We start from the raw sequence: 18,777 nt of genomic DNA, 5'->3' as shown, positions 1-18,777 counted from the left end.
ACCGTCATTGCGCCAAGCATAGAAATAGCCCCGCACCATCGAAACCGGCGGAAAGTCATTCGGCAGCATCCGCCACTGGCACTCGGTCGTCGCCATGTAGAGGATCGCGTCGAACACGTCGCGCAAGCTTGTCGTGCGGGGTCTGCCCGTGGTCTTGGGTGCGGGCATGAAAGGCGCGATCAGTGCCCATTCGGGGTCTGTCAAATCGCTTGCGTATTTGCCACCCGCTCGGGCATGCTGGCGGCGAGTGAGTTCGGTCCAGGCCATCGTGATCTCCGTTCAGCTTTGCAACCGAACAGAAGCACAACCTGCTGAACTCACTCAATTAGTTTCAAATCGGGCTCTCAGACCGCCAGAACGCTTTCGAGGTGCTTGGGAATATCAATCACCGGGAGCTTGACCAGATCCTTGTCCAGATCAGCATGTATGACCTTGGAAAGCTGCTCAGGCAGGTCGGCGCGCAACTCGCCAAGCATTTTGGGCGGCGCTGCGATCACCAGCCGGTCAAAGTCACCCTTCGCCCACTCCGCCTCCATGACCTCGATCACGTGGCGGGCAAAGCCCTCCCGCATCTGCTCTCGCTCTGACGAGGGGCGCGCGAATCCGTGTCCGGCCTTACCGGGCGCGGCCTGCATTCGTCCTGGCGCATCGGCATAGCGTGTGTCCACGTCATCGAATTCCGATGCCATCTTGTCAAGCCGCTCGGTCACGCCCTTGCCGACCCCCGCATTCTCCAGAAGGCGAACACGGGATTCGCTGGCCAGAACGATCAGAGTCCGAACAGGTTTCATTGGCGTTCTCCTCACCCAGGATGAAAATTTGTACCTTTGAGTTTTCCCAGACCCGGACGTCTGTGTCCATGATCTGGCGCAAACCGAAGGATTAGGCGGCGGGCACCGCCATGCCCTTTTCCTTGGCAAGCTCACGCATCCGCTTTTGCAGCTTCTCGAAGGCCCGCACTTCGATCTGCCGGATGCGTTCGCGGCTCACGTCATACTGGCTGCTCAAGTCTTCGAGCGTAACCACCTTGTCCTGCAAGCGCCGCTGCATGAGGATGTCACGCTCACGATCATTGAGCACGCTCATGGCTTGCGAAAGCAATTCACGCCGCGCGTCAAGCTCATCGCGCTCCTCATAGGCGCTTGCCTGATCGGCGTCTTCATCCTCAAGCCAGTCCTGCCATTGCATCGTGCCGCCGTCGTCCTGCCCAACCGTGGCATTGAGCGAGGCATCCCCGCCCGACATGCGGCGATTCATGCTGATCACCTCATCCTCGGTCACGCCGAGATCGGTGGCGATCTGCTTGACGTTCTCCGGCCGCAGATCGCCGTCTTCCAACGCGCCGATCCTGGCCTTGGCCTTGCGCAGGTTGAAGAACAGCTTCTTCTGCCCGCTCGTTGTGCCAAGTTTCACCATCGACCAACTGCGCAGGATATATTCCTGAATGCTGGCACGAATCCACCACATCGCATATGTGGACAGGCGGAACCCTTTTTCGGGATCGAAGCGTTTGACGGCCTGCATCAGTCCGACATTCGCCTCCGAGATCACCTCTGCCGTCGGCAAACCATACCCGCGATAGCCCATGGCGATCTTCGCCGCGAGCCGAAGGTGAGATGTCACCATCTTGTGCGCGGCCTCGGTATCCTGATCCTCGACCCAGCGCTTGGCGAGCATGTATTCCTCTTCCGGCTCAAGAAGCGGGAACTTCCGAATCTCCTGAAGATAGCGGTTCAACCCGCCCTCCGGTGTCGGCACCGGAAGATTTGCATAATTGCTCATCTCTGTTCCCTTCCTATGTTCAAGGGCTTAACATTCACGTATGTGGGCTCCAACGGCGTTTCAAGCCCACCCGGCCAAATGCTATAACGAATGTACCCGCAGTTTCCGTCACAGGGATGGGAACCCTACAGATAACAGTGGTGGTTGTCATCCGCCCGATATCTCACCACGCAAAGATGTGATCAGTGTGACAATGTCGTCGGGCAGTGGCGATTCAAAGCGCAGAGCGGCGCCGCTCACCGGATGTGTGAAACCCAGGATTGCGGCATGTAGCGCCTGCCTCGGAAAGCTGGCCGCGGCTTTGCACCCCGCCTCGCCCAGTGCCTTTTGCGACAGCTTACGCCGCCCGCCATAGACCGGATCGCCGAGAAGCGCATGGCCCACATGTGCCATGTGTACGCGGATTTGATGCGTGCGCCCGGTCTCCAGCCGGCATTCTACCAGCGCGGCCGCCGCTGGCTCACCGAAGCGTTCCAGCACCCGCGCCCGCGTGACCGCGTGGCGCCCGCCATCGAAGGTGACGGCCTGTTTCTGCCGGTCAGTGCGATGGCGGGCAATCTGCGTTGTGATGCGCAGGACGCCGCCGGGGTCGAAACTCACGCCGCGCACACCGCGCAGGCGTGGATCATTCGGTTCGGGCACTCCGTGCACCACCGCGAGATACGCACGTTCCACGCTGTGCGCCTCGAATTGCTCTGCCAGCCCGTGATGGGCGCGGTCGGACTTTGCAACGACCAGAAGGCCACTGGTCTCCTTGTCAATCCGGTGCACGATACCGGGCCGTTTCGCGCCGCCTACGCCCGATAGCGTATCGCCGCAATGATGCAAAAGCGCGTTCACCAGCGTGCCGCCGGGACTGCCCGGTGCGGGGTGCACGACAATCCCGGCCGGCTTGTCGAGAACGATCAGATCGTCGTCTTCATACACCACCGTGAGAGGAATGTCCTCCGGCCCGATGTGGCTTTCTTGCGCTTCGGGGACCGTGATTTCCACTGCCGCGCCGGCATCGACCTTTGCCTTGGGATCGTGCGCGACTGTTCCTGCCACTCGCACGCAACCCTCTGCGATCAGCCGCGCCAGCCGTGTGCGCGACAGAGCCTCTTCGGCTGGCACATCGCGCGAAAGCGCCTTATCAAGACGGGCGGGCGGTTGCGCCCCGATGGCGAAACGAACAAGGCGCGATGTCATGCAAGACACTCCCGAAGATCAACCCGAACCACAGAACCTGCGTTTTCTGCGAACACTCGTGACGGTGCTGACCGCCACAATGATTGCCGGACTTCTAGTCATCATCGCGCTGATTGTCATCCGCTTCTCGGATCGCGGTCCGACCCTGCCCGAAGAGATCGCTCTGCCCGAGGGTACGACCGCCCGCGCGGTGACGTTCGGTGATGGCTGGTACGCGGTGGTCACTGGCGATGACCGTATTCTGATCTTCGACGCCAGCAGCGGGAAGCTTCGTCAAAGTGTCACGATCGACTGACGAACGCCTATGAACGGTGAAAGGAATCAGGGGAAATGGTACCGCCTCCCTGGCTTGAACAGGGGACCTCTGGATCCACAATCCAGCGCTCTAACCAACTGAGCTAAGGCGGCACCGTGCGGGCGATTTAGCCGCCCCGTGCAGCAAATGCAAGTCGCTAAAGCGGGATTTCCCAGCATTGTTCGATCAGATCCACGCCAAAACTCTTCACTGGCTTGGCCTGCGTCATCGTCCAGCCATGCGCGTGATACAATGCGCAGGCCGCCTTGTGGCTTTCATGGGTCCAAAGCTGCATTCTTCGGTATCCGGCCTTGCGTGCGAAATCCATGCAGGTCAGCAGGAGCCGCCGCCCCAGCCCCAGCCCGCGCGCCTCCGGCACCACAAGGAACAGCCGAAGTTTGGCCTCTGTCTCGCCATGCCTGATGCAGAAGACCGACCCCAGACGTGCGCCCTCGCGTTCGGCGATCCAGCCCTGTTCGCGCTTCGGGTCGTGATGGTCGGTATAGGCATTGACGATTCCGCGCACGAGAGGGCCGAATGTGCCGTCAAACCCCTCGTCCTGAGCGTAGAGGGTGGCGTGCCGTTCCACGATCCAGTCGGCATCCTCCGCCGTGAACGCGCGCAACCGGATATCCTCTGTCATGCCTGCCTCCGTCTTGCCAAAGCCTTGGTTTCACGTTAACCGATCCCGTCAGTCTGGAGAACCGTCATGGGCATCAACACCGAACGCAACATCGTCGCCAACATGCAAATCGGACCTACCGATACCGGTTTTGTGCGACTCTTTGTAGAGGCTGGCGATGCCGAGATCCCGATGGATTTCGACCCCGATGAGGCCGACGAGATCGCAGAGGAAATCCGCGCCGCGGCCAGCGCCGCCCGTAAACTGGGCAAGTAAAAGCGCATTGCGCGATGTATGATACGAAAAGCCATGGCGCGCTTGTGCGACGATGCCATCCGGTTGCTCATCGTGGCGCGCCCATGGAGTGAGCCCGCCCCGGAAGTCACGGTGATCGCGAAGGGCAGGTTGCTCTTGTCGAGCATCGTCGCCAAGTTGCACACCGTGCGAACCAAAATCAGGCCGGCGAATGCATCCGACCTGAGTGGCGGTTTTCAGAATTCTATCTACATGGGGAAGTTAATGGTGCCCAGAAGAGGACTCGAACCTCCACGTCCTTACGGACACTAGCACCTGAAGCTAGCGCGTCTACCAATTCCGCCATCTGGGCTTTGATGTCGTGAGGCAGGCATGTATCGCCGTGGTCATTGCGTGTCAACGGGGCAGACCGCGAAATTATCGGGAATCTGGTGCGATGTTTCCGCGGAAGCTGGGGCGGAAGCGCTGGAAGCGTGTTAGGAAACCGCCTTGTGTGCTGGCTCGTGTCTGGATACATCTGGGACAGCTTCAAATCAGCAGGACGTTTCCAATGTCAAAGCTCGTCACAATCTATGGCGGTTCCGGTTTTCTTGGTCGGTACATCGCGCGGCGCCTGGCCAAGCGGGGCTGGCGCGTCCGGGTTGCGGTGCGTCATCCGAACGAGGCGGTGTTCGTCAGAACCTATGGCGTTGTCGGTCAGGTGGTGCCGGTGTTCTGCAATATCCGCAATGACGAGTCTGTCCGATCTGTCATGCAGGAGGCGGACGCGGTCGTGAACTGCGTTGGTGTTCTCAATGAAACGGGCAGGAACACCTTTGATGCCGTGCAGCAGGGCGGCGCCGAGCGCATTGCCCGTATCGCCGCCGAGCAAGGCGTGGCGCATATGGTGCATGTCTCTGCCATCGGGGCGGATGCAGATTCTGACAGCGCGTATTCCCGCACCAAAGCGCTTGGAGAGACGAGTGTCCTGGAACATATGCCCAATGCCATGATCCTGCGACCGTCCGTGATGTTCGGGCACGAGGATCAGTTCTTCAACCGCTTCGCCGCAATGGCGCGCCTTGGCCCCGTGCTCCCGATCGCCGGGGCCAATACGCGGTTCCAGCCGGTCTATGTGGATGACGTTGCGCAGGCCGCGGTAATGGGCGTTGTGGGCGAGGCCGAGGGTGTCTACGAACTCGGCGGGCCGGATGTTTTGACCATGCGCGAGTTGATGCAGGAAATGCTGGGCGTGATTCATCGCCGCCGGATCGTTCTCAACTTGCCGTTCTGGATGGCGCGGATCATGGCATTCGGGTTCGATATGGTGCAGTCCGTGACGCTCGGCCTGATCACCAACGGGGTTCTGACGCGCGATCAACTCAAGAACCTGCGGCGCGACAATGTCGTGTCGGACGGCGCGCAGGGCCTTGCCGCGCTGGGTATTAGGCCAGTGGCGACGGAGGCGGTGCTTTCGGAATACCTCTGGCGGTTCCGTCCGTCGGGGCAGTATGACGCGATCAAGCAGTCGGCGAAGAACCTGCGCCGGTCTTGATCAGGTCAGCTATAGGCGACAGCCAGCAACACGATGCCGAGAGCGACCCGGTAAACAACGTAGGGCGTGAAACTGAGCGATTTCAGTAACATCATCATGCACTTGAGCGCCGCCAGCGCGGCCAGAAAGGCAAGCGCGGCGGCGATCACGCAGTCCAGCAGCCGCGCGGACGGTTGTTGCAGGACAGCCTCAATGCTGAAGAAGATGGTGCCGCCGAGAATCACGGGCACCGACATGAGCATGGCAAGCCGTGCGGCGCTTTCCCTGTCATAGCCGAGATGCCGCGCGGCGGTAATGGTGATGCCCGAACGCGAGGTGCCGGGGATCAGTGCCAGAATCTGCCAAAGCCCCATGATCAAGGCATCTTTCCACGTCCAGCCGTCGCCATCCCGCTCCGTGCCGCCACGCTGATCGACCCACCACAGGAGCAGCCCGAATAGAAGCATTGTCCATCCGATCACGGCAATGGAGCGCATCGCCTCGAGCAATCCGGTGACATGTAGGATGCCGCCCGCCAAAAGCACCGGAATCGTTGCAAGGATGAGATACAGAGCCAGTCGCGCACCCGGCGTGTCGGCGCGGCCGCGTACAAGGCGAGGCAGGCCAAGAATGGCGTCGCGCATGTCCGGCCAGAAGAACAGGACAACCGCGAAGAGCGTTCCGAAGTGCACAGAGACATCCACAAGAAGGCCCTGATCCTCAAGGCCGGTCAGTTGTGGTAGCAGGATGAGGTGTCCGGAAGAGCTTATGGGAAGAAATTCCGTGATGCCCTGAACAATGGCCACGAGGGCAATATGGAAAAGCGTCATCAGATTCGCCTGCTCTGGTTTTGGAGGGACGTTACAGGGGGGCGGAATCGAAGGAAACCAGTCTTATAGGTCCGAAGTGGACCTATAATTCAGTAAAAATCCGCTCACGGCGTCACATTTTGACAATTTATCACTATTTAGGTCAGTAATTGTGACTTTAATTTGATTCCAAACTTGCTTAAACATGGTGCGTCCGGGGAAATCAGGAGGCAGCTGCCGTGGCGAAGCAACCGATGATGAAATTCGTGTCCGTAGGGCGTGTCATGCCGGAGAAGCGTGACGCCAGTGTACGGGCGCACGATTTCGATGAAATCTATGCCGAGTACGCAGAGGCCAAGGCGCAGGAGCAGGCGGCGCGGTGCAGCCAGTGCGGTGTGCCTTATTGCCAGAGTCATTGCCCGCTGCACAACAATATCCCCGACTGGTTGCGCCTGACCGCCGAAGGGCGGCTCGAGGAAGCCTATGAAATCAGCCAGGCGACCAACACCTTCCCCGAGATCTGTGGCCGCATCTGTCCGCAGGACAGGCTTTGCGAGGGCAACTGCGTGATCGAGAAATCCGGCCACGGCACTGTGACGATCGGCGCGGTGGAGAAATACATAACCGACACCGCATGGGACAAGGGTTGGGTGAAGCCGATCGTTCCGGCGCAGGAACGCCCCGAAAGCGTGGGGATCATCGGTGCGGGCCCCGGCGGGCTTGCGGCGGCGGACCGGCTGCGCCGGGAGGGCGTGCAGGTCACGGTCTATGATCGCTATGACCGCGCGGGCGGGCTGATGACCTATGGTATTCCAAGCTTCAAGCTGGAAAAGGACATCGTGATGCGCCGCAACAAACAGCTAGAAGATGGCGGCGTGACCTTCCGGCTCAACTGCGATGTGGGCAAGGATATCAGCTTTGATGAGATTCGCTCGGCACATGATGCTGTGGTTATCGCCACCGGCGTCTACAAGACACGCGATCTGCAAGGCCCCGGCGCAGGGGCGGAAGGGATCGTGCGCGCGATTGATTTTCTGACCGCGTCCAACCGGCTGAACTTCGGCGACACGGTGCCGGAGTTCGACAGCGGAGAGTTGAACGCCGAGGGCAAGAAGGTCGTGGTGATCGGCGGCGGCGACACCGCGATGGACTGCGTGCGCACCGCGGTGCGTCAGGGCGCGGAAAGCGTCAAATGCCTCTATCGCCGGGACCGGGCGAACATGCCCGGCTCGCAGCGCGAGACCGCCAATGCCGAGGAAGAGGGCGTGATCTTCGAATGGCTCGCCGCGCCCAAGGGTTTTTCCGGCGAGCCGGTCAAGGGCGTGATGGTGCAGCGGATGCGGCTGGGGCAGCCCGACGCGACCGGCCGCCAGTCCCCCGAGGTGATCGAGGGCGCGGACTATGTGGAAGACGCCGATCTGGTCATCAAGGCGCTGGGGTTCGAGCCGGAAGACCTGCCGGCGCTCTGGGATCAGCCGGATCTGGAAGTAACCCGCTGGGGCACGGTGAAGGCGGAGTTCACCACCGGCGCCACGGCGATGGATGGGGTCTATGCGATTGGCGATATCGTGCGCGGTGCGAGCCTTGTCGTCTGGGCCATCCGGGACGGGCGCGACTGTGCCGATGCCATCCTTGAAAGGCTCAATGCAAGCACTGCCGTGGCTGCCGAATAGGGCCGTTTCGGCACGTCGGTAAAACGTCGGTAAAACGTCGGTATTTTGTCGTTACCACATGGGTTTTGGGAATCCTGATAGGACAGACTTCCTGACACACCATATGAACGAAAGGTAGAGTGCGATGGCGGAACACGTAGCGGGACATTGCCTTTGCGGGGCGGTTCAGGTTGCCGTTTCGGGCCTGTCGGACGAGATGTCGGCCTGCCATTGCGACATGTGCACGCGGTGGTCCGGCTCCGTCCAGATGGGCATCGAGGCGCCCGAGGCCGGGGTGACAGTGACCGGCCCGGTCAAGACCTACCAGTCGTCCTGGTTCGCCGAACGTGCCTGGTGCGACACCTGTGGATCGGCCCTTTGGTTGCGGAATGTCGACGGGTCCGAGACCGGCTTTTACGAGTTCGTGCCGGGACTGTTCGAGAACGCGGGCGGGGCAAGACTGGTGCGGGTGGTCTATGCAGACCGCGCGCCCGAGGAATTTTCACTGGCGGGCGATCATGATCGCGTCAGCCGGAAGCAGTATGAAGCGGAGCACCCGCATCTGAATGGGAGATACGAGCCATGACCAAGTTTGACGCAGACTGGGCCGCCGCCGAAGAGGCGAAGCGCAAGTGGATGGCCGGGAACGGAATGTATTCCGAAGAGGACGAGCATTCCTCCTGCGGGGTTGGCCTCGTGGTGTCGGTGGACGGCAAGAAGAGCCGTTCGGTTGTGGAGTCGGGTATCAAGGCGCTCAAGGCGATCTGGCATCGGGGCGCGGTGGATGCCGACGGCAAGACCGGCGACGGCGCGGGTATTCATGTGCAGATCCCGGTGATGTTCTTTTACGATCAGATCCGCCGGACCGGGCATGAGCCGCGCATGGATGAGTTGATGGCGGTCGGGCAGGTGTTCCTGCCGCGCACCGACTTCGGCGCGCAGGAAACCTGCCGGACCATCGTGGAATCCGAGGTGCTTCGGATGGGACATTACATCTATGGCTGGCGGCATGTGCCGGTGGATATTTCCTGCCTTGGCGAAAAGGCCAACGCCACGCGGCCCGAGATCGAGCAGATCCTGATTTCCAATGCCAAGGGCGTGGACGAGGAAACCTTCGAGCGGGAGCTTTACGTGATCCGTCGCCGGATCGAGAAAGCTGTGGCCGCCGCCGGGGTCAATGGGCTTTATATCGCGTCGCTGTCGTGCCGGTCGATCATCTACAAGGGCATGATGCTGGCTGAGCAGGTGGCGGAATTCTATCCCGACCTAAAGGATGAACGGTTCGAGAGCGCCTTTGCCATCTATCACCAGCGCTATTCCACCAACACCTTCCCGCAATGGTGGCTGGCGCAGCCCTTCCGGATGCTCGCGCATAACGGCGAGATCAATACGCTCAAGGGCAACATCAACTGGATGAAGAGCCATGAGATCCGGATGGCGTCGGCGTCCTTCGGGGATTTCGCCGAGGATATCAAGCCGATCATCGCGCAGGGGTCTTCGGATTCCGCCGCGCTCGATGCGGTGTTCGAGGTGCTGGTGCGCGCGGGGCGCAACGCGCCGATGGCCAAGACCATGCTGGTGCCGGAGTCCTGGTCCAAGCAGGCGGTGGAACTGCCCGAGGCATGGCGGGACATGTATTCCTATTGCAATTCCGTGATGGAGCCGTGGGACGGGCCGGCGGCGCTGGCGATGACCGACGGACGCTGGGTCTGTGCAGGGCTGGACCGCAATGGCTTGCGGCCGATGCGCTATGTCGTGACCGGCGACGGGCTTCTGATCGCGGGGTCGGAGGCCGGGATGGTTCCGGTTGACGAGGCGACGGTGAAGGAAAAGGGCGCGCTCGGGCCGGGGCAGCTTCTGGCTGTGGACATGGTCGAGGGACAGCTTTTCCACGACCGGGAGATCAAGGACACGCTGGCCGCCGCGCAGCCTTTTGGCGAGTGGGTCGGCAAGATCAACGATCTGGACGAGGAACTTTCGAAGATCAGCGAAAAGGCCCTTTACGAGGGTGACGCGCTGCGCCGCCGTCAGGTGGCCGCCGGCTACACGATGGAGGATCTCGAACAGATCCTCGCGCCGATGGCCGAGGACGGCAAGGAGGCCATCGGGTCGATGGGCGATGATACGCCCGCGGCGGTTCTGTCGAAGATGTATCGTCCGCTGAGCCATTTCTTCCGGCAGAATTTCAGCCAGGTGACGAACCCGGCGATCGATTCCATCCGCGAGTTCCGGGTGATGAGCCTCAAGACACGGTTCGGCAACCTCAAGAACGTGCTTGACGAGGACAGCTCGCAAACCGAGATCATCGTGCTGGAGAGCCCCTTCGTGGCCAATGCGCAGTGGGATGAACTGGCGCGGCATTTCAATGCCGATATGACCGAGATCGACTGCACCTTCCCTGTGGGCGCGGGCTCCGATGCGCTTCGGAAGGGGCTGGAGCGTATCCGGGCGGAAGCCGAGGACGCGGTGCGCTCGGGCGCGGGGCATCTGGTGCTGACCGATCAGCATCAGAACGCGGACCGCGTGGCGATGCCGATGATCCTGGCCACCAGCGCGGTGCACAGCCACCTGACGCGCAAGGGGCTGCGGACTTTCTGTTCTCTGGCCGTGCGCAGCGCCGAATGCGTGGACCCGCATTATTTTGCCGTGCTCATCAGCGCGGGCGCGACGGTGGTGAACGCCTATCTGGCCGAGGATAGCATCGCGGATCGCGTCCGGCGCGGTCTTCTCGATGGTTCGCTGACGGAAAATGTCGCGCGCTACCGCCATGCCATCGATCAGGGGCTTCTGAAGATCATGGCGAAGATGGGAATCTCTGTCATCTCCTCCTATCGCGGGGGGCTGAATTTCGAGGCGGTGGGCCTGAGCCGGGCCATGTGCGCGGAGTATTTCCCCGGCATGACAAGCCGCATCTCGGGTATCGGGGTGAGCGGTATCCAGCGCAAGGTTGAGGAAATCCACGCCAGAGGATGGCAGGGCGGAAACGTCGCGGTTCTGCCGATCGGGGGCTTTTACAAGGCGCGCAAATCGGGTGAGAGCCACGCCTGGGAAGCGCAGAGCATGCACATGATGCAGATGGCGTGCAACAAGGCGTCCTTTGAAATGTGGAAGCAGTATTCTGCGCGGATGCAGGCGAACCCGCCGATTCACCTGCGCGATCTGCTTGACGTGAAACCGCTGGGCAAGCCGGTGCCGCTTGAGGAGGTGGAATCGATCACCTCGATCCGCAAGCGGTTCGTGACGCCGGGGATGAGCCTTGGCGCGCTGTCGCCGGAGGCGCACAAGACGCTGAACGTGGCGATGAACCGGATCGGCGCGAAATCAGATAGCGGCGAAGGCGGGGAAGATCCGGCGCATTTCACGCCGGAGCCGAACGGCGACAACCCCAGCGCCAAGATCAAGCAGGTCGCCTCTGGCCGGTTCGGCGTGACGGCCGAATACCTCAACCAGTGCGAAGAGCTTGAGATCAAGGTCGCGCAGGGCGCCAAGCCCGGTGAGGGCGGGCAGTTGCCGGGGATGAAAGTCACCGACCTGATCGCGCGCCTGCGCCATTCGACCAAGGGCGTGACGCTGATTTCCCCGCCGCCGCATCACGACATCTATTCGATCGAGGATCTGGCGCAGCTTATCTATGACCTCAAGCAGATCAACCCGCGCGCCAAGGTAACAGTGAAGCTTGTGGCCTCATCCGGTGTGGGCACCATCGCGGCGGGCGTGGCCAAGGCGAAGGCCGATGTGATCCTGATCTCGGGGCACAATGGCGGCACTGGCGCCTCTCCGGCGACGTCAATCAAATATGCCGGGCTGCCGTGGGAAATGGGCCTGACGGAAGCGCATCAGGTGCTGGCGATGAACAACCTGCGCGGCCGCGTTACCCTGCGGACCGACGGCGGGCTGCGCACCGGACGTGACATCGTGATGGCGGCGATGATGGGGGCTGAGGAATACGGCATTGGCACCGCCGCTCTGATCTCCATGGGCTGCATCATGGTGCGTCAGTGCCAGAGCAACACCTGCCCGGTGGGCGTTTGCACGCAAGACCCGGCGCTGCGCGAGAAATTCACCGGCAATGCGGAGAAGGTGGTGAACCTCATTACCTTCTATGCGCAGGAAGTGCGGGAAATCCTGAGCCAGATCGGGGCGCGCAGCCTTGACGAGGTGATCGGGCGGGCCGACCTGCTCACGCAGGTGTCACGCGGTTCAGCGCATCTGGACGATCTGGATCTCAACCCGCTTCTGATCACGGTCGATGGCGCGGATCGCATCGTCTATGACCGCGAAAAGGACCGCAACCCGGTGTCCGACACGCTTGATGCCGAGATTGTGCGCGATGCGGCACGGTTCCTTCAGGACGGCGAGAAGATGCAGCTTTCCTATGCCGTGCAGAACACCGACCGGACCGTCGGCACGCGCACGTCGAGCCATATCGTGCGCAACTTCGGGATGCGCAACGCGCTTCAACCCGATCACTTGACGGTCAAGCTCACCGGGTCGGCGGGGCAGTCGCTTGGCGCCTTTGGCGCGCCGGGGCTGAAGATCGAGGTGTCGGGCGATGCCAACGATTATGTCGGCAAGGGCCTGTCCGGCGCGACGATTGTCGTGCGCCCCCCGATGGCGAGCCCGCTTGTCGCCGCCGACAACACGATCATCGGCAATACCGTTCTTTACGGGGCGACGGGCGGTTATCTGTTCGCCGCCGGGCGGGCCGGTGAACGCTTTGCCGTGCGCAATTCGGGCGCGCATGCGGTGATCGAGGGCTGCGGCGCCTGCGGGTGCGAATACATGACCGGCGGGGTCGCGGTGATCCTCGGGTCCATCGGGGCCAATTTCGGGGCCGGGATGACGGGCGGCATGGCCTATCTCTATGATCCCGAAGGCGCCGCGCAGGCCCTGATGAACATGGAAACGCTTGTCACCTGCCCGGTGACAGTGGCGCATTGGGAGGCCGAGTTGAAAGGGCTGATCGAGCGGCACCTTGCAGAAACCGGAAGCCGCAAGGCGGCCGACCTGCTTCAGCACTGGGACATGGAGCAAGGCAATTTCATGCAGGTCTGCCCCAAGGAGATGTTGGCGCATCTGCCGCATCCGCTCAGCCAGGACAAGGCCGCGATTCCGGCGGAGTAATCCGTCCATCGCAACAACACCACCTGATGCGCCCCGTCCTGATGGCGGGGCGCATTGCGTTCGCAGCCCCCTTGCCCGGAAAATGCCCGCAAAGGGACAGCTTCCGGCCTGCCAGCGCCAAAGTTTCACCAACGGCGCGCGGTAGAAAGCTCCGGTTATCCGCAGTGTGACAGGTGGCCCTATGCCGACGACCTATACAGACCAGTTTTTCGTGATGGACCCCGGCAACCCGCCGGGGTGGGGCACGTCCCTTACTCCGGAACGGTATGATTTCACCGATGCCAATAACGACGGGTTCATCGGCACCGGGGCGGGCGATACGTTCAACGGCTTGACGATCACAAGCGTCTGGGTGGGCGACGAGATCACGGTGAGCATGGGCGGTCAGTGGACCAATATTACCGGCGTGACCTTCTATACCGATGGCGGCCCGGCGGTATTCACCCCGACCGATGGCACGGTGCTTGAGGATGCGACCTTCCGTTCTTCCGACTACGTTCTGCAAAGCACGCAGATCGAAGTCGGTGAGTTCGGCCCGGCCTGTTTCACGCCCGGAACGCTGATCGAGACCGCTACGGGCCTTCGCCCGGTGGAGGATTTGCGTGCGGGCGACCGGATCTGGACCCTTGATAACGGGTTGCAGAGCCTGCGCTGGATCGGGCGCGAAGAGGTTGCGGCGGGCGGCGCCCTTGCGCCGGTGCGCTTTGATCGCGGTGCGATCGGCAATACCAGCCCGCTTCTGGTGTCGCCGCAGCACCGGATGCTGATTACCGGCTGGCAGGCGGAGATGTACTACGGCGCCGACGAGGTGCTGGTCGCGGCCAAGCATCTGGTCAACGGCGACACCATTCGTCAAGAAGAGTGCGAGACGGTGGAGTATATCCACCTGCTGTTCGACCGCCACGAGATCGTGTTCTCCGAAGGTGTGCCCACCGAAAGCTATTACCCCGGCAGCGCGGCGGACCGCGCGCGGAGCGCACAGGATCAGGAGCTTTTGGCCTTGTTCCCCGAACTGGAGGGATTGCGGGAGGCGGAAACGGCACGACCCGTTCTGACGCGGGCGGAGGCGCAGCTTCTGGCGGCCTGAGCGGGGCGGCTTGCGCGGGGGCAGTCAAGCGGCTAGGTCGGAGCGATCAATGCGGCTCGGATGATCATGACGCGCAAACCGAAGGCGAAACACAAGGACGAGGGCGTGTTGCGGCGGCAGATGCGGCGGCTGCGGCGCGGTGTGTTGCGTGGCGTGATCTGGGCGGTGTCCTTTGCGATTCTGATCGTGCTGCTGTTCGCGGTGGTGAACCCGCCCATCACCTACACGATGTACTCCGAAAAAACACGGCTTGGGCGACTGGATCATCAATGGGCGCCGCGCGAGGCGATTGCCCCTGTGATGATGCGTTCTGTCGTGGCGGCGGAGGATGCCAATTTCTGCAATCACTGGGGGTTCGATATGTCCGCGATCCGCGCGGCGCTGAACGACGGGGCGGTGCGCGGGGCCTCGACCATCAGTCAGCAGACAGTCAAGAATGTCTATCTGTGGCAAGGGCGAAGCTGGCCGCGCAAGGCGCTGGAGGCGCTGCTGACGCCGATAGTGGAACTGGCGTGGTCGAAGCGGCGCATCCTTGAGATTTACCTCAACGTCGCGGAGTTCGGCGAGGGTATTTTCGGCGTGGAGGCCGCGGCGCGGCATTATTTCGACGTGGGACCCGCGGCGCTTTCGCCGAGGCAGGCGGCGCTTCTGGCGGCTGTGCTGCCCTCGCCCAGAACGCGCAACGCGGCGCAGCCCTCCGGCGCGCTCCGGCAGCGGGCGGCGCGGATCGCCGACGGGGCGGCCACGATCGCGCGGGACGGGCGCGCTGCCTGTTTCGAGGATTGAATCTCCGCGCGTCAGCAGGCATTGAAGAGGTCCACGAGTCACAACCCGGCGAAACCGATGCACCGTCTTTTTCACGTTCCCCTGTCCCCCTTCTGTCGCAAGGTGAGGCTGAGCCTTGCGGAAAAGCGAATTGAGGTGGAGCTCGTCGAGGAACGCTATTGGGAGCAGGATCCCGATTTCCTGCGCCGCAACCCGGCGGGCAAGGTGCCGGTGCTTCGGATGAACGGGCAGTTCCTGTCCGAAAGCGCGGCGATCTGCGAATATGTCGAAGAGAAACACCCCGAGCCGGCGCTTCTGCCGCGCGATGCGGAGGGGCGCTATGAGGTGCGGCGGCTGGTGAGCTGGTTCGACGACAAGTTCCACCACGAGGTGACGTCAAAGCTGCTCTATGAACGGGTGAACCGCAAGATCATGGGCACCGGATATCCCGACAGCAAGAACGTCAAGGCAGGCGCGAAGGCGGTAAAGTTTCACCTTGATTACATGGCGTGGCTGCTCGATCATCGGCGCTGGCTCGCGGGGGATGTGATGACGCTGGCGGATTTCGCGGCGGCGGCGCATCTGTCGAGCCTTGATTACATCTCGGACGTGGACTGGAACCGCTCGGACGCGGTGAAAGACTGGTATGCCAAGATCAAGTCGCGCCCGGCGTTTCGCGGCATCCTTGCCGATCAGGTGCCGGGATTCCCGCCGCCCGCGCATTATGCGGATCTGGATTTCTGATCGCGGCGGCGGGGCCGTTCCGCGCCCGGCCAGCCGGATAGGGAGGCCGTCATGTCGGCGGATTTCAAGGCACGGCTGATCGCCGAGGCGGAGGCCATCGGTTTCGACCGGGTGCGGCTTTGCCGTCCCGATGCGGTGGGCCATGTGGCGGCGGATCTGGCCGGGTTCCTGGACAAGGGGTACCACGGGCAGATGAGCTGGCTCGAACGGCGCAGCGAATGGCGCGGCGATCCTTCCGCGCTCTGGCCCGAGGCGCGCACGGTGATCATGCTCGGCGAGAGCTACACGCCGGAGCATGACCCGCGCGAGATCCTGTCGCAGAGCGACAAGGGCGCGATTTCGGTTTATGCGCAGAACAGGGATTACCACGATACTGTAAAGAAGCGGTTAAAGCGGCTCGCGCGGTGGCTGATCGCGCAGGAAGGCGGCGAGGTGAAGGTGTTCGTGGACACAGCGCCGGTGCCGGAAAAGCCGTTGGGTGAGGCGTCCGGGCTGGGCTGGCAGGGCAAGCACACCAACCTTGTGAGCCGCGAGCTGGGATCGTGGTTCTTCATCGGTTCTGTCTTTACCACGCTGGAGTTGCCGGTGGACGCGCCGGAGGTGGATCATTGCGGATCGTGCCGGGCGTGCCTCGATATCTGCCCCACGGGCGCGTTTCCCGCGCCCTACAAGATCGACGCGCGGCGCTGCATTTCCTATCTGACGATCGAGCATCACGGCCCGGTGGACCCGGAGCTTCGGCCCCTGATGGGCAACCGCATCTATGGCTGCGACGATTGCCTTGCGGCCTGCCCGTGGAACAAGTTCGCGGTGGAGGCGCGCGAGATCCGCTATCATGCACGCGGCGATCTTCTGGCCCCCGATCTGGAGGAACTGGCGGCGCTGGACGATGCCGGGTTCCGGGCGTTTTTCTCTGGCTCTCCGATCAAGCGGATCGGGAGGGACAGGTTCGTGCGCAACGTGCTTTATGCCATCGGAAATTCAGGACAGCCGCGATTCCTGCCGCGGGCGCGGGCGCTATGTGCGGATGAGGATGCGACCGTGCGCGACGCCGCTGAATGGGCGGTGAAACGGCTTGAGGACGCCGGATAACCGGGGGCGACGCCGCGATTTCGGCGATTGTTCGCGAATCATAGGTTAACATGCTGATTTTGTGGAAAAACCCGGTTTCGGTATCACGTCGGTAAAACGTCGGTATCGGGGGCCGTATCTCTGCCTGCGATACCGTGGTTAACACGGCGGGCGCTGCGAGACCTTGGTTGACGCGGCGCGGACCCCTGCCCAAGTTAACCGGATGGAAACCTTTGTTGAATTTCTGTCGCAACCGGAAACTCTCATCGTCTGGCTGGCCGTGATGATCCCGAGCCAGATCATCCTTTGGCGCGATCTGCGCGCGACCAACGCGCATTTGATGGGGTTGATGAAGCTGGTCTGGGGGCTGACCGTTCTCTATTCCGGGCCGCTTGGCCTGCTGATCTACTGGACGAGCGGACGCAAGCAGATCGCGCGGGACAGCCTGCCGCGGCGCGCGTTCCGGTCGGTTGCGCATTGCTATTCCGGTTGCGGGATGGGCGAGGTTGCGGGGCTGATCATCGCGGTTGGCCTCTTGCAGCTTTCGACGCCGTGGGTGGCGGGGATCACCTTCGCGCTCGCCTATCTCGGGGGGTTCGCTCTGACGGTCGGGCCGCTGATGCAGGAGGGCGTTGCGCTGCGCACCGCGATCTGGGACGCGATCGTGTCGGAAACGCCGAGCATCACCGTGATGGAGGTTGTTGCGATTTCCGTGGACCTGACGCTTTCGGGCAGCGTGGGCATGGGAGAGCCGCTTTTCTGGTCGGCGATGATCGTATCGCTGAGCATGGGGCTTTTCGCGGCCTGGCCGGTGAACCTTCTGCTGATCCATTGGGGCGTGAAGGGCGGCATGATGGACCCGCGCGAGACCGACCACGCGCACGACTGACGCGCGCATGGCTGGTCATGTGCCCTGTCAGCTTGCCGCGTCTTTCGCGGTGCCGTCCTGCTGCCCCGCCGACATCGCGCGGTCCTTGAGCTTGCGGAATTTCGAGGACATGCCTTCGAGCTTGTCTTCCCATTCGGGGTTGGGAGTCTGCCCCTCGATGGTGCGGAAATACGCCTGAAGCAGGCAGGCGACGGCCAGAGGCTCCAGCAGGGCGGCCTTGACCGACCACGCAAGGATGATCGCCACGATAACCCCCATCGCGGACATGCCGTTGGGAAAGATGTTGGCGATAAGCGCCGCCGGCGCCAGCATGATGAAGAACAGGATGATCGTCAGTCCGTAGACGAAAATGGTGATCCATGCGGCGTTCTTGAGCATCGGCGCGTAGTTCTGACCGTAGAGCACCAGCGCCGTGCGGGCCGATTGCCACGGGTTCGTGGCCCGCGTGCGCATGCCGTAGGCAAGGATCACCTCGTCGATGAAGCCCACCGCGACCTTCAGGAAGGCGTGCAGGATGCCGATAAGCTGCCGCGCGCCGGGAATGGGCAGTATCGTGAATACCCCCCGGATCAGCCCGGTGATGGCGCGCAGCACGCCCTTCACGAGCTGGTCGATGGCAAACAGGACGCTGGCCTCCGCGAAGCGTTCCTTGACCATCGCCTGCGCATGGCCGATCTGCCCGCGGCCCTCGGGCATGGGGCGGTTGTCGATCAGTTCGACCATGACGGCGATATGGCCGGCCTTGACCATGTAAAGGATATATTCGCGTAGCCAATACATCACGAAGGCGACAAGCCCGAAGCCGATCACGCCGCCGAAAAACGTGGCGCTGCCGCGAAAACCGTCATCGCCGAGCGCGCCGATGCCCCAGCCGATCCCGGCCCCGGTGCCGGTGATCAGCACATAGGCCAGCGCCGCGCCGAAATAGATCGCCATGCGCAGCAGGACGAAGGGCATGGTCTGAACCATGATGCCGATGCT

Annotated in this window: 18 protein-coding genes and 2 tRNA genes; 11 read left to right on the top strand and 9 right to left on the bottom strand. The window is 62.3% G+C overall.

Annotation, left to right across the window (positions count from 1 at the left end; genetic code table 11):
- The 4 genes from BMW66_RS08380 to BMW66_RS08365 form a co-directional block, all read right to left on the bottom strand.
- On the bottom strand, positions 1-267 hold a 267-nt coding region (locus BMW66_RS08380; protein WP_139196139.1), incomplete at its 3' end, for a transposase.
- A gap of 77 nt (positions 268-344) precedes the next feature.
- The gene (locus BMW66_RS08375; protein WP_093117384.1) at positions 345-791 is read right to left on the bottom strand and encodes a baeRF12 domain-containing protein; all 447 of its coding nucleotides are present in this window, start codon (positions 789-791) and stop codon (positions 345-347) included.
- Between the two features lie 91 nt (positions 792-882).
- On the bottom strand, positions 883-1,782 hold the full coding sequence (rpoH, locus tag BMW66_RS08370) for an RNA polymerase sigma factor RpoH (protein ID WP_093117382.1): 900 nt from the start codon (positions 1,780-1,782) through the stop codon (positions 883-885).
- Between the two features lie 147 nt (positions 1,783-1,929).
- Positions 1,930-2,970 carry an RluA family pseudouridine synthase gene (locus BMW66_RS08365; RefSeq protein ID WP_093117380.1) on the bottom strand — a complete coding sequence of 347 codons (1,041 nt, stop codon included), beginning with the start codon at positions 2,968-2,970 and terminating at the stop codon, positions 1,930-1,932.
- On the opposite strand from BMW66_RS08365, the gene BMW66_RS08360 reads away from it, so the two are divergent.
- Positions 2,969-3,265 (top strand): DUF6476 family protein, encoded by a 297-nt coding sequence (locus tag BMW66_RS08360; RefSeq protein ID WP_093117378.1) that lies wholly within the window; start codon positions 2,969-2,971, stop codon positions 3,263-3,265. The genes BMW66_RS08365 and BMW66_RS08360 overlap by 2 nt on opposite strands.
- A gap of 36 nt (positions 3,266-3,301) precedes the next feature.
- Here the strand turns inward: BMW66_RS08360 and BMW66_RS08355 are convergent.
- Together BMW66_RS08355 and BMW66_RS08350 are read right to left on the bottom strand one after the other, a co-directional pair.
- A tRNA-His gene (locus tag BMW66_RS08355) sits at positions 3,302-3,378 on the bottom strand.
- A 44-nt stretch (positions 3,379-3,422) separates the two neighbouring features.
- Positions 3,423-3,908: a GNAT family N-acetyltransferase gene (locus tag BMW66_RS08350; protein WP_093117376.1), complete on the bottom strand. Its 486-nt coding sequence runs from the start codon at positions 3,906-3,908 to the stop codon at positions 3,423-3,425.
- 66 nt (positions 3,909-3,974) lie between these two features.
- Here BMW66_RS08350 and BMW66_RS08345 point away from each other — a divergent pair, with 66 nt between their 5' ends.
- Entirely contained in the window at positions 3,975-4,163 is a 189-nt protein-coding gene (locus BMW66_RS08345) for a DUF6324 family protein (protein WP_093117374.1), read from the top strand.
- A gap of 244 nt (positions 4,164-4,407) precedes the next feature.
- On the opposite strand, the gene BMW66_RS08340 is transcribed toward BMW66_RS08345, so the two are convergent.
- A tRNA-Leu gene (locus BMW66_RS08340) sits at positions 4,408-4,494 on the bottom strand.
- A gap of 198 nt (positions 4,495-4,692) precedes the next feature.
- On the opposite strand from BMW66_RS08340, the gene BMW66_RS08335 reads away from it, so the two are divergent.
- Complete coding sequence (locus BMW66_RS08335) at positions 4,693-5,676, top strand: complex I NDUFA9 subunit family protein (RefSeq protein WP_093117372.1); 984 nt, start codon at positions 4,693-4,695, stop codon at positions 5,674-5,676.
- A 5-nt stretch (positions 5,677-5,681) separates the two neighbouring features.
- Here the strand turns inward: BMW66_RS08335 and BMW66_RS08330 are convergent, their stop codons facing one another.
- Positions 5,682-6,485 carry an undecaprenyl-diphosphate phosphatase gene (locus BMW66_RS08330; RefSeq protein WP_093117370.1) on the bottom strand — a complete coding sequence of 268 codons (804 nt, stop codon included), beginning with the start codon at positions 6,483-6,485 and terminating at the stop codon, positions 5,682-5,684.
- Between the two features lie 218 nt (positions 6,486-6,703).
- On the opposite strand from BMW66_RS08330, the gene BMW66_RS08325 reads away from it, so the two are divergent.
- From BMW66_RS08325 to BMW66_RS08290, 8 genes are all read left to right on the top strand, one after another.
- Entirely contained in the window at positions 6,704-8,137 is a 1,434-nt protein-coding gene (locus tag BMW66_RS08325) for an NAD(P)-dependent oxidoreductase (protein WP_093117368.1), read from the top strand.
- A gap of 124 nt (positions 8,138-8,261) precedes the next feature.
- A complete protein-coding gene (locus BMW66_RS08320) occupies positions 8,262-8,702 on the top strand; it encodes a GFA family protein (protein WP_093117366.1) in 441 nt (146 codons plus the stop codon).
- Complete coding sequence (gene gltB / locus BMW66_RS08315) at positions 8,699-13,240, top strand: glutamate synthase large subunit (RefSeq protein WP_093117364.1); 4,542 nt, start codon at positions 8,699-8,701, stop codon at positions 13,238-13,240. Before BMW66_RS08320 ends, gltB begins: the two co-directional genes overlap by 4 nt.
- Positions 13,241-13,421: 181 nt before the next feature.
- Positions 13,422-14,327, top strand: a complete 906-nt coding sequence (locus tag BMW66_RS08310) for a Hint domain-containing protein (protein WP_093117362.1) — start codon at positions 13,422-13,424, stop codon at positions 14,325-14,327.
- 66 nt (positions 14,328-14,393) lie between these two features.
- Positions 14,394-15,113, top strand: a complete 720-nt coding sequence (gene mtgA / locus BMW66_RS08305) for a monofunctional biosynthetic peptidoglycan transglycosylase (protein ID WP_245729402.1) — start codon at positions 14,394-14,396, stop codon at positions 15,111-15,113.
- A gap of 57 nt (positions 15,114-15,170) precedes the next feature.
- Entirely contained in the window at positions 15,171-15,836 is a 666-nt protein-coding gene (gene fzlA, locus BMW66_RS08300) for an FtsZ-binding protein FzlA (protein WP_093117358.1), read from the top strand.
- 51 nt (positions 15,837-15,887) lie between these two features.
- Positions 15,888-16,928, top strand: coding sequence for a tRNA epoxyqueuosine(34) reductase QueG (queG, locus tag BMW66_RS08295; RefSeq protein ID WP_093117356.1), 1,041 nt, complete (start codon positions 15,888-15,890; stop codon positions 16,926-16,928).
- A 202-nt stretch (positions 16,929-17,130) separates the two neighbouring features.
- Positions 17,131-17,796, top strand: coding sequence for a DUF4396 domain-containing protein (locus BMW66_RS08290; protein WP_093117354.1), 666 nt, complete (start codon positions 17,131-17,133; stop codon positions 17,794-17,796).
- A gap of 27 nt (positions 17,797-17,823) precedes the next feature.
- Here BMW66_RS08290 and BMW66_RS08285 read toward each other — a convergent pair whose 3' ends face one another.
- Positions 17,824-18,765 (bottom strand): hypothetical protein, encoded by a 942-nt coding sequence (locus BMW66_RS08285; RefSeq protein ID WP_245729401.1) that lies wholly within the window; start codon positions 18,763-18,765, stop codon positions 17,824-17,826.
- Positions 18,766-18,777: the final 12 nt, after the last annotated feature.

This window comes from Salinihabitans flavidus (assembly GCF_900110425.1).
In the GTDB taxonomy this organism is placed as follows: domain Bacteria; phylum Pseudomonadota; class Alphaproteobacteria; order Rhodobacterales; family Rhodobacteraceae; genus Salinihabitans; species Salinihabitans flavidus.
The sequence above is the reverse complement of the archived record's forward strand: the minus strand, read 5'-3'. Positions and strand labels throughout refer to the sequence as shown.

Bases quoted from the DNA above. Each gene is read 5' to 3' on its own strand.
- BMW66_RS08350 (WP_093117376.1), bottom strand. From the start codon at position 3,908: ATGACAGAGGATATCCGGTTGCGCGCGTTCACGGCGGAGGATGCCGAC.
- queG (WP_093117356.1), top strand. From the start codon at position 15,888: ATGTCGGCGGATTTCAAGGCACGGCTGATCGCCGAGGCGGAGGCCATC.
- BMW66_RS08335 (WP_093117372.1), top strand. From the start codon at position 4,693: ATGTCAAAGCTCGTCACAATCTATGGCGGTTCCGGTTTTCTTGGTCGG.
- BMW66_RS08345 (WP_093117374.1), top strand. From the start codon at position 3,975: ATGGGCATCAACACCGAACGCAACATCGTCGCCAACATGCAAATCGGA.
- fzlA (WP_093117358.1), top strand. From the start codon at position 15,171: ATGCACCGTCTTTTTCACGTTCCCCTGTCCCCCTTCTGTCGCAAGGTG.
- BMW66_RS08290 (WP_093117354.1), top strand. From the start codon at position 17,131: ATGGAAACCTTTGTTGAATTTCTGTCGCAACCGGAAACTCTCATCGTC.
- BMW66_RS08320 (WP_093117366.1), top strand. From the start codon at position 8,262: ATGGCGGAACACGTAGCGGGACATTGCCTTTGCGGGGCGGTTCAGGTT.
- BMW66_RS08330 (WP_093117370.1), bottom strand. From the start codon at position 6,485: ATGACGCTTTTCCATATTGCCCTCGTGGCCATTGTTCAGGGCATCACG.
- BMW66_RS08310 (WP_093117362.1), top strand. From the start codon at position 13,422: ATGCCGACGACCTATACAGACCAGTTTTTCGTGATGGACCCCGGCAAC.
- gltB (WP_093117364.1), top strand. From the start codon at position 8,699: ATGACCAAGTTTGACGCAGACTGGGCCGCCGCCGAAGAGGCGAAGCGC.
- BMW66_RS08365 (WP_093117380.1), bottom strand. From the start codon at position 2,970: ATGACATCGCGCCTTGTTCGTTTCGCCATCGGGGCGCAACCGCCCGCC.
- mtgA (WP_245729402.1), top strand. From the start codon at position 14,394: ATGACGCGCAAACCGAAGGCGAAACACAAGGACGAGGGCGTGTTGCGG.
- rpoH (WP_093117382.1), bottom strand. From the start codon at position 1,782: ATGAGCAATTATGCAAATCTTCCGGTGCCGACACCGGAGGGCGGGTTG.
- BMW66_RS08375 (WP_093117384.1), bottom strand. From the start codon at position 791: ATGAAACCTGTTCGGACTCTGATCGTTCTGGCCAGCGAATCCCGTGTT.
- BMW66_RS08360 (WP_093117378.1), top strand. From the start codon at position 2,969: ATGCAAGACACTCCCGAAGATCAACCCGAACCACAGAACCTGCGTTTT.
- BMW66_RS08285 (WP_245729401.1), bottom strand. From the start codon at position 18,765: ATGGTTCAGACCATGCCCTTCGTCCTGCTGCGCATGGCGATCTATTTC.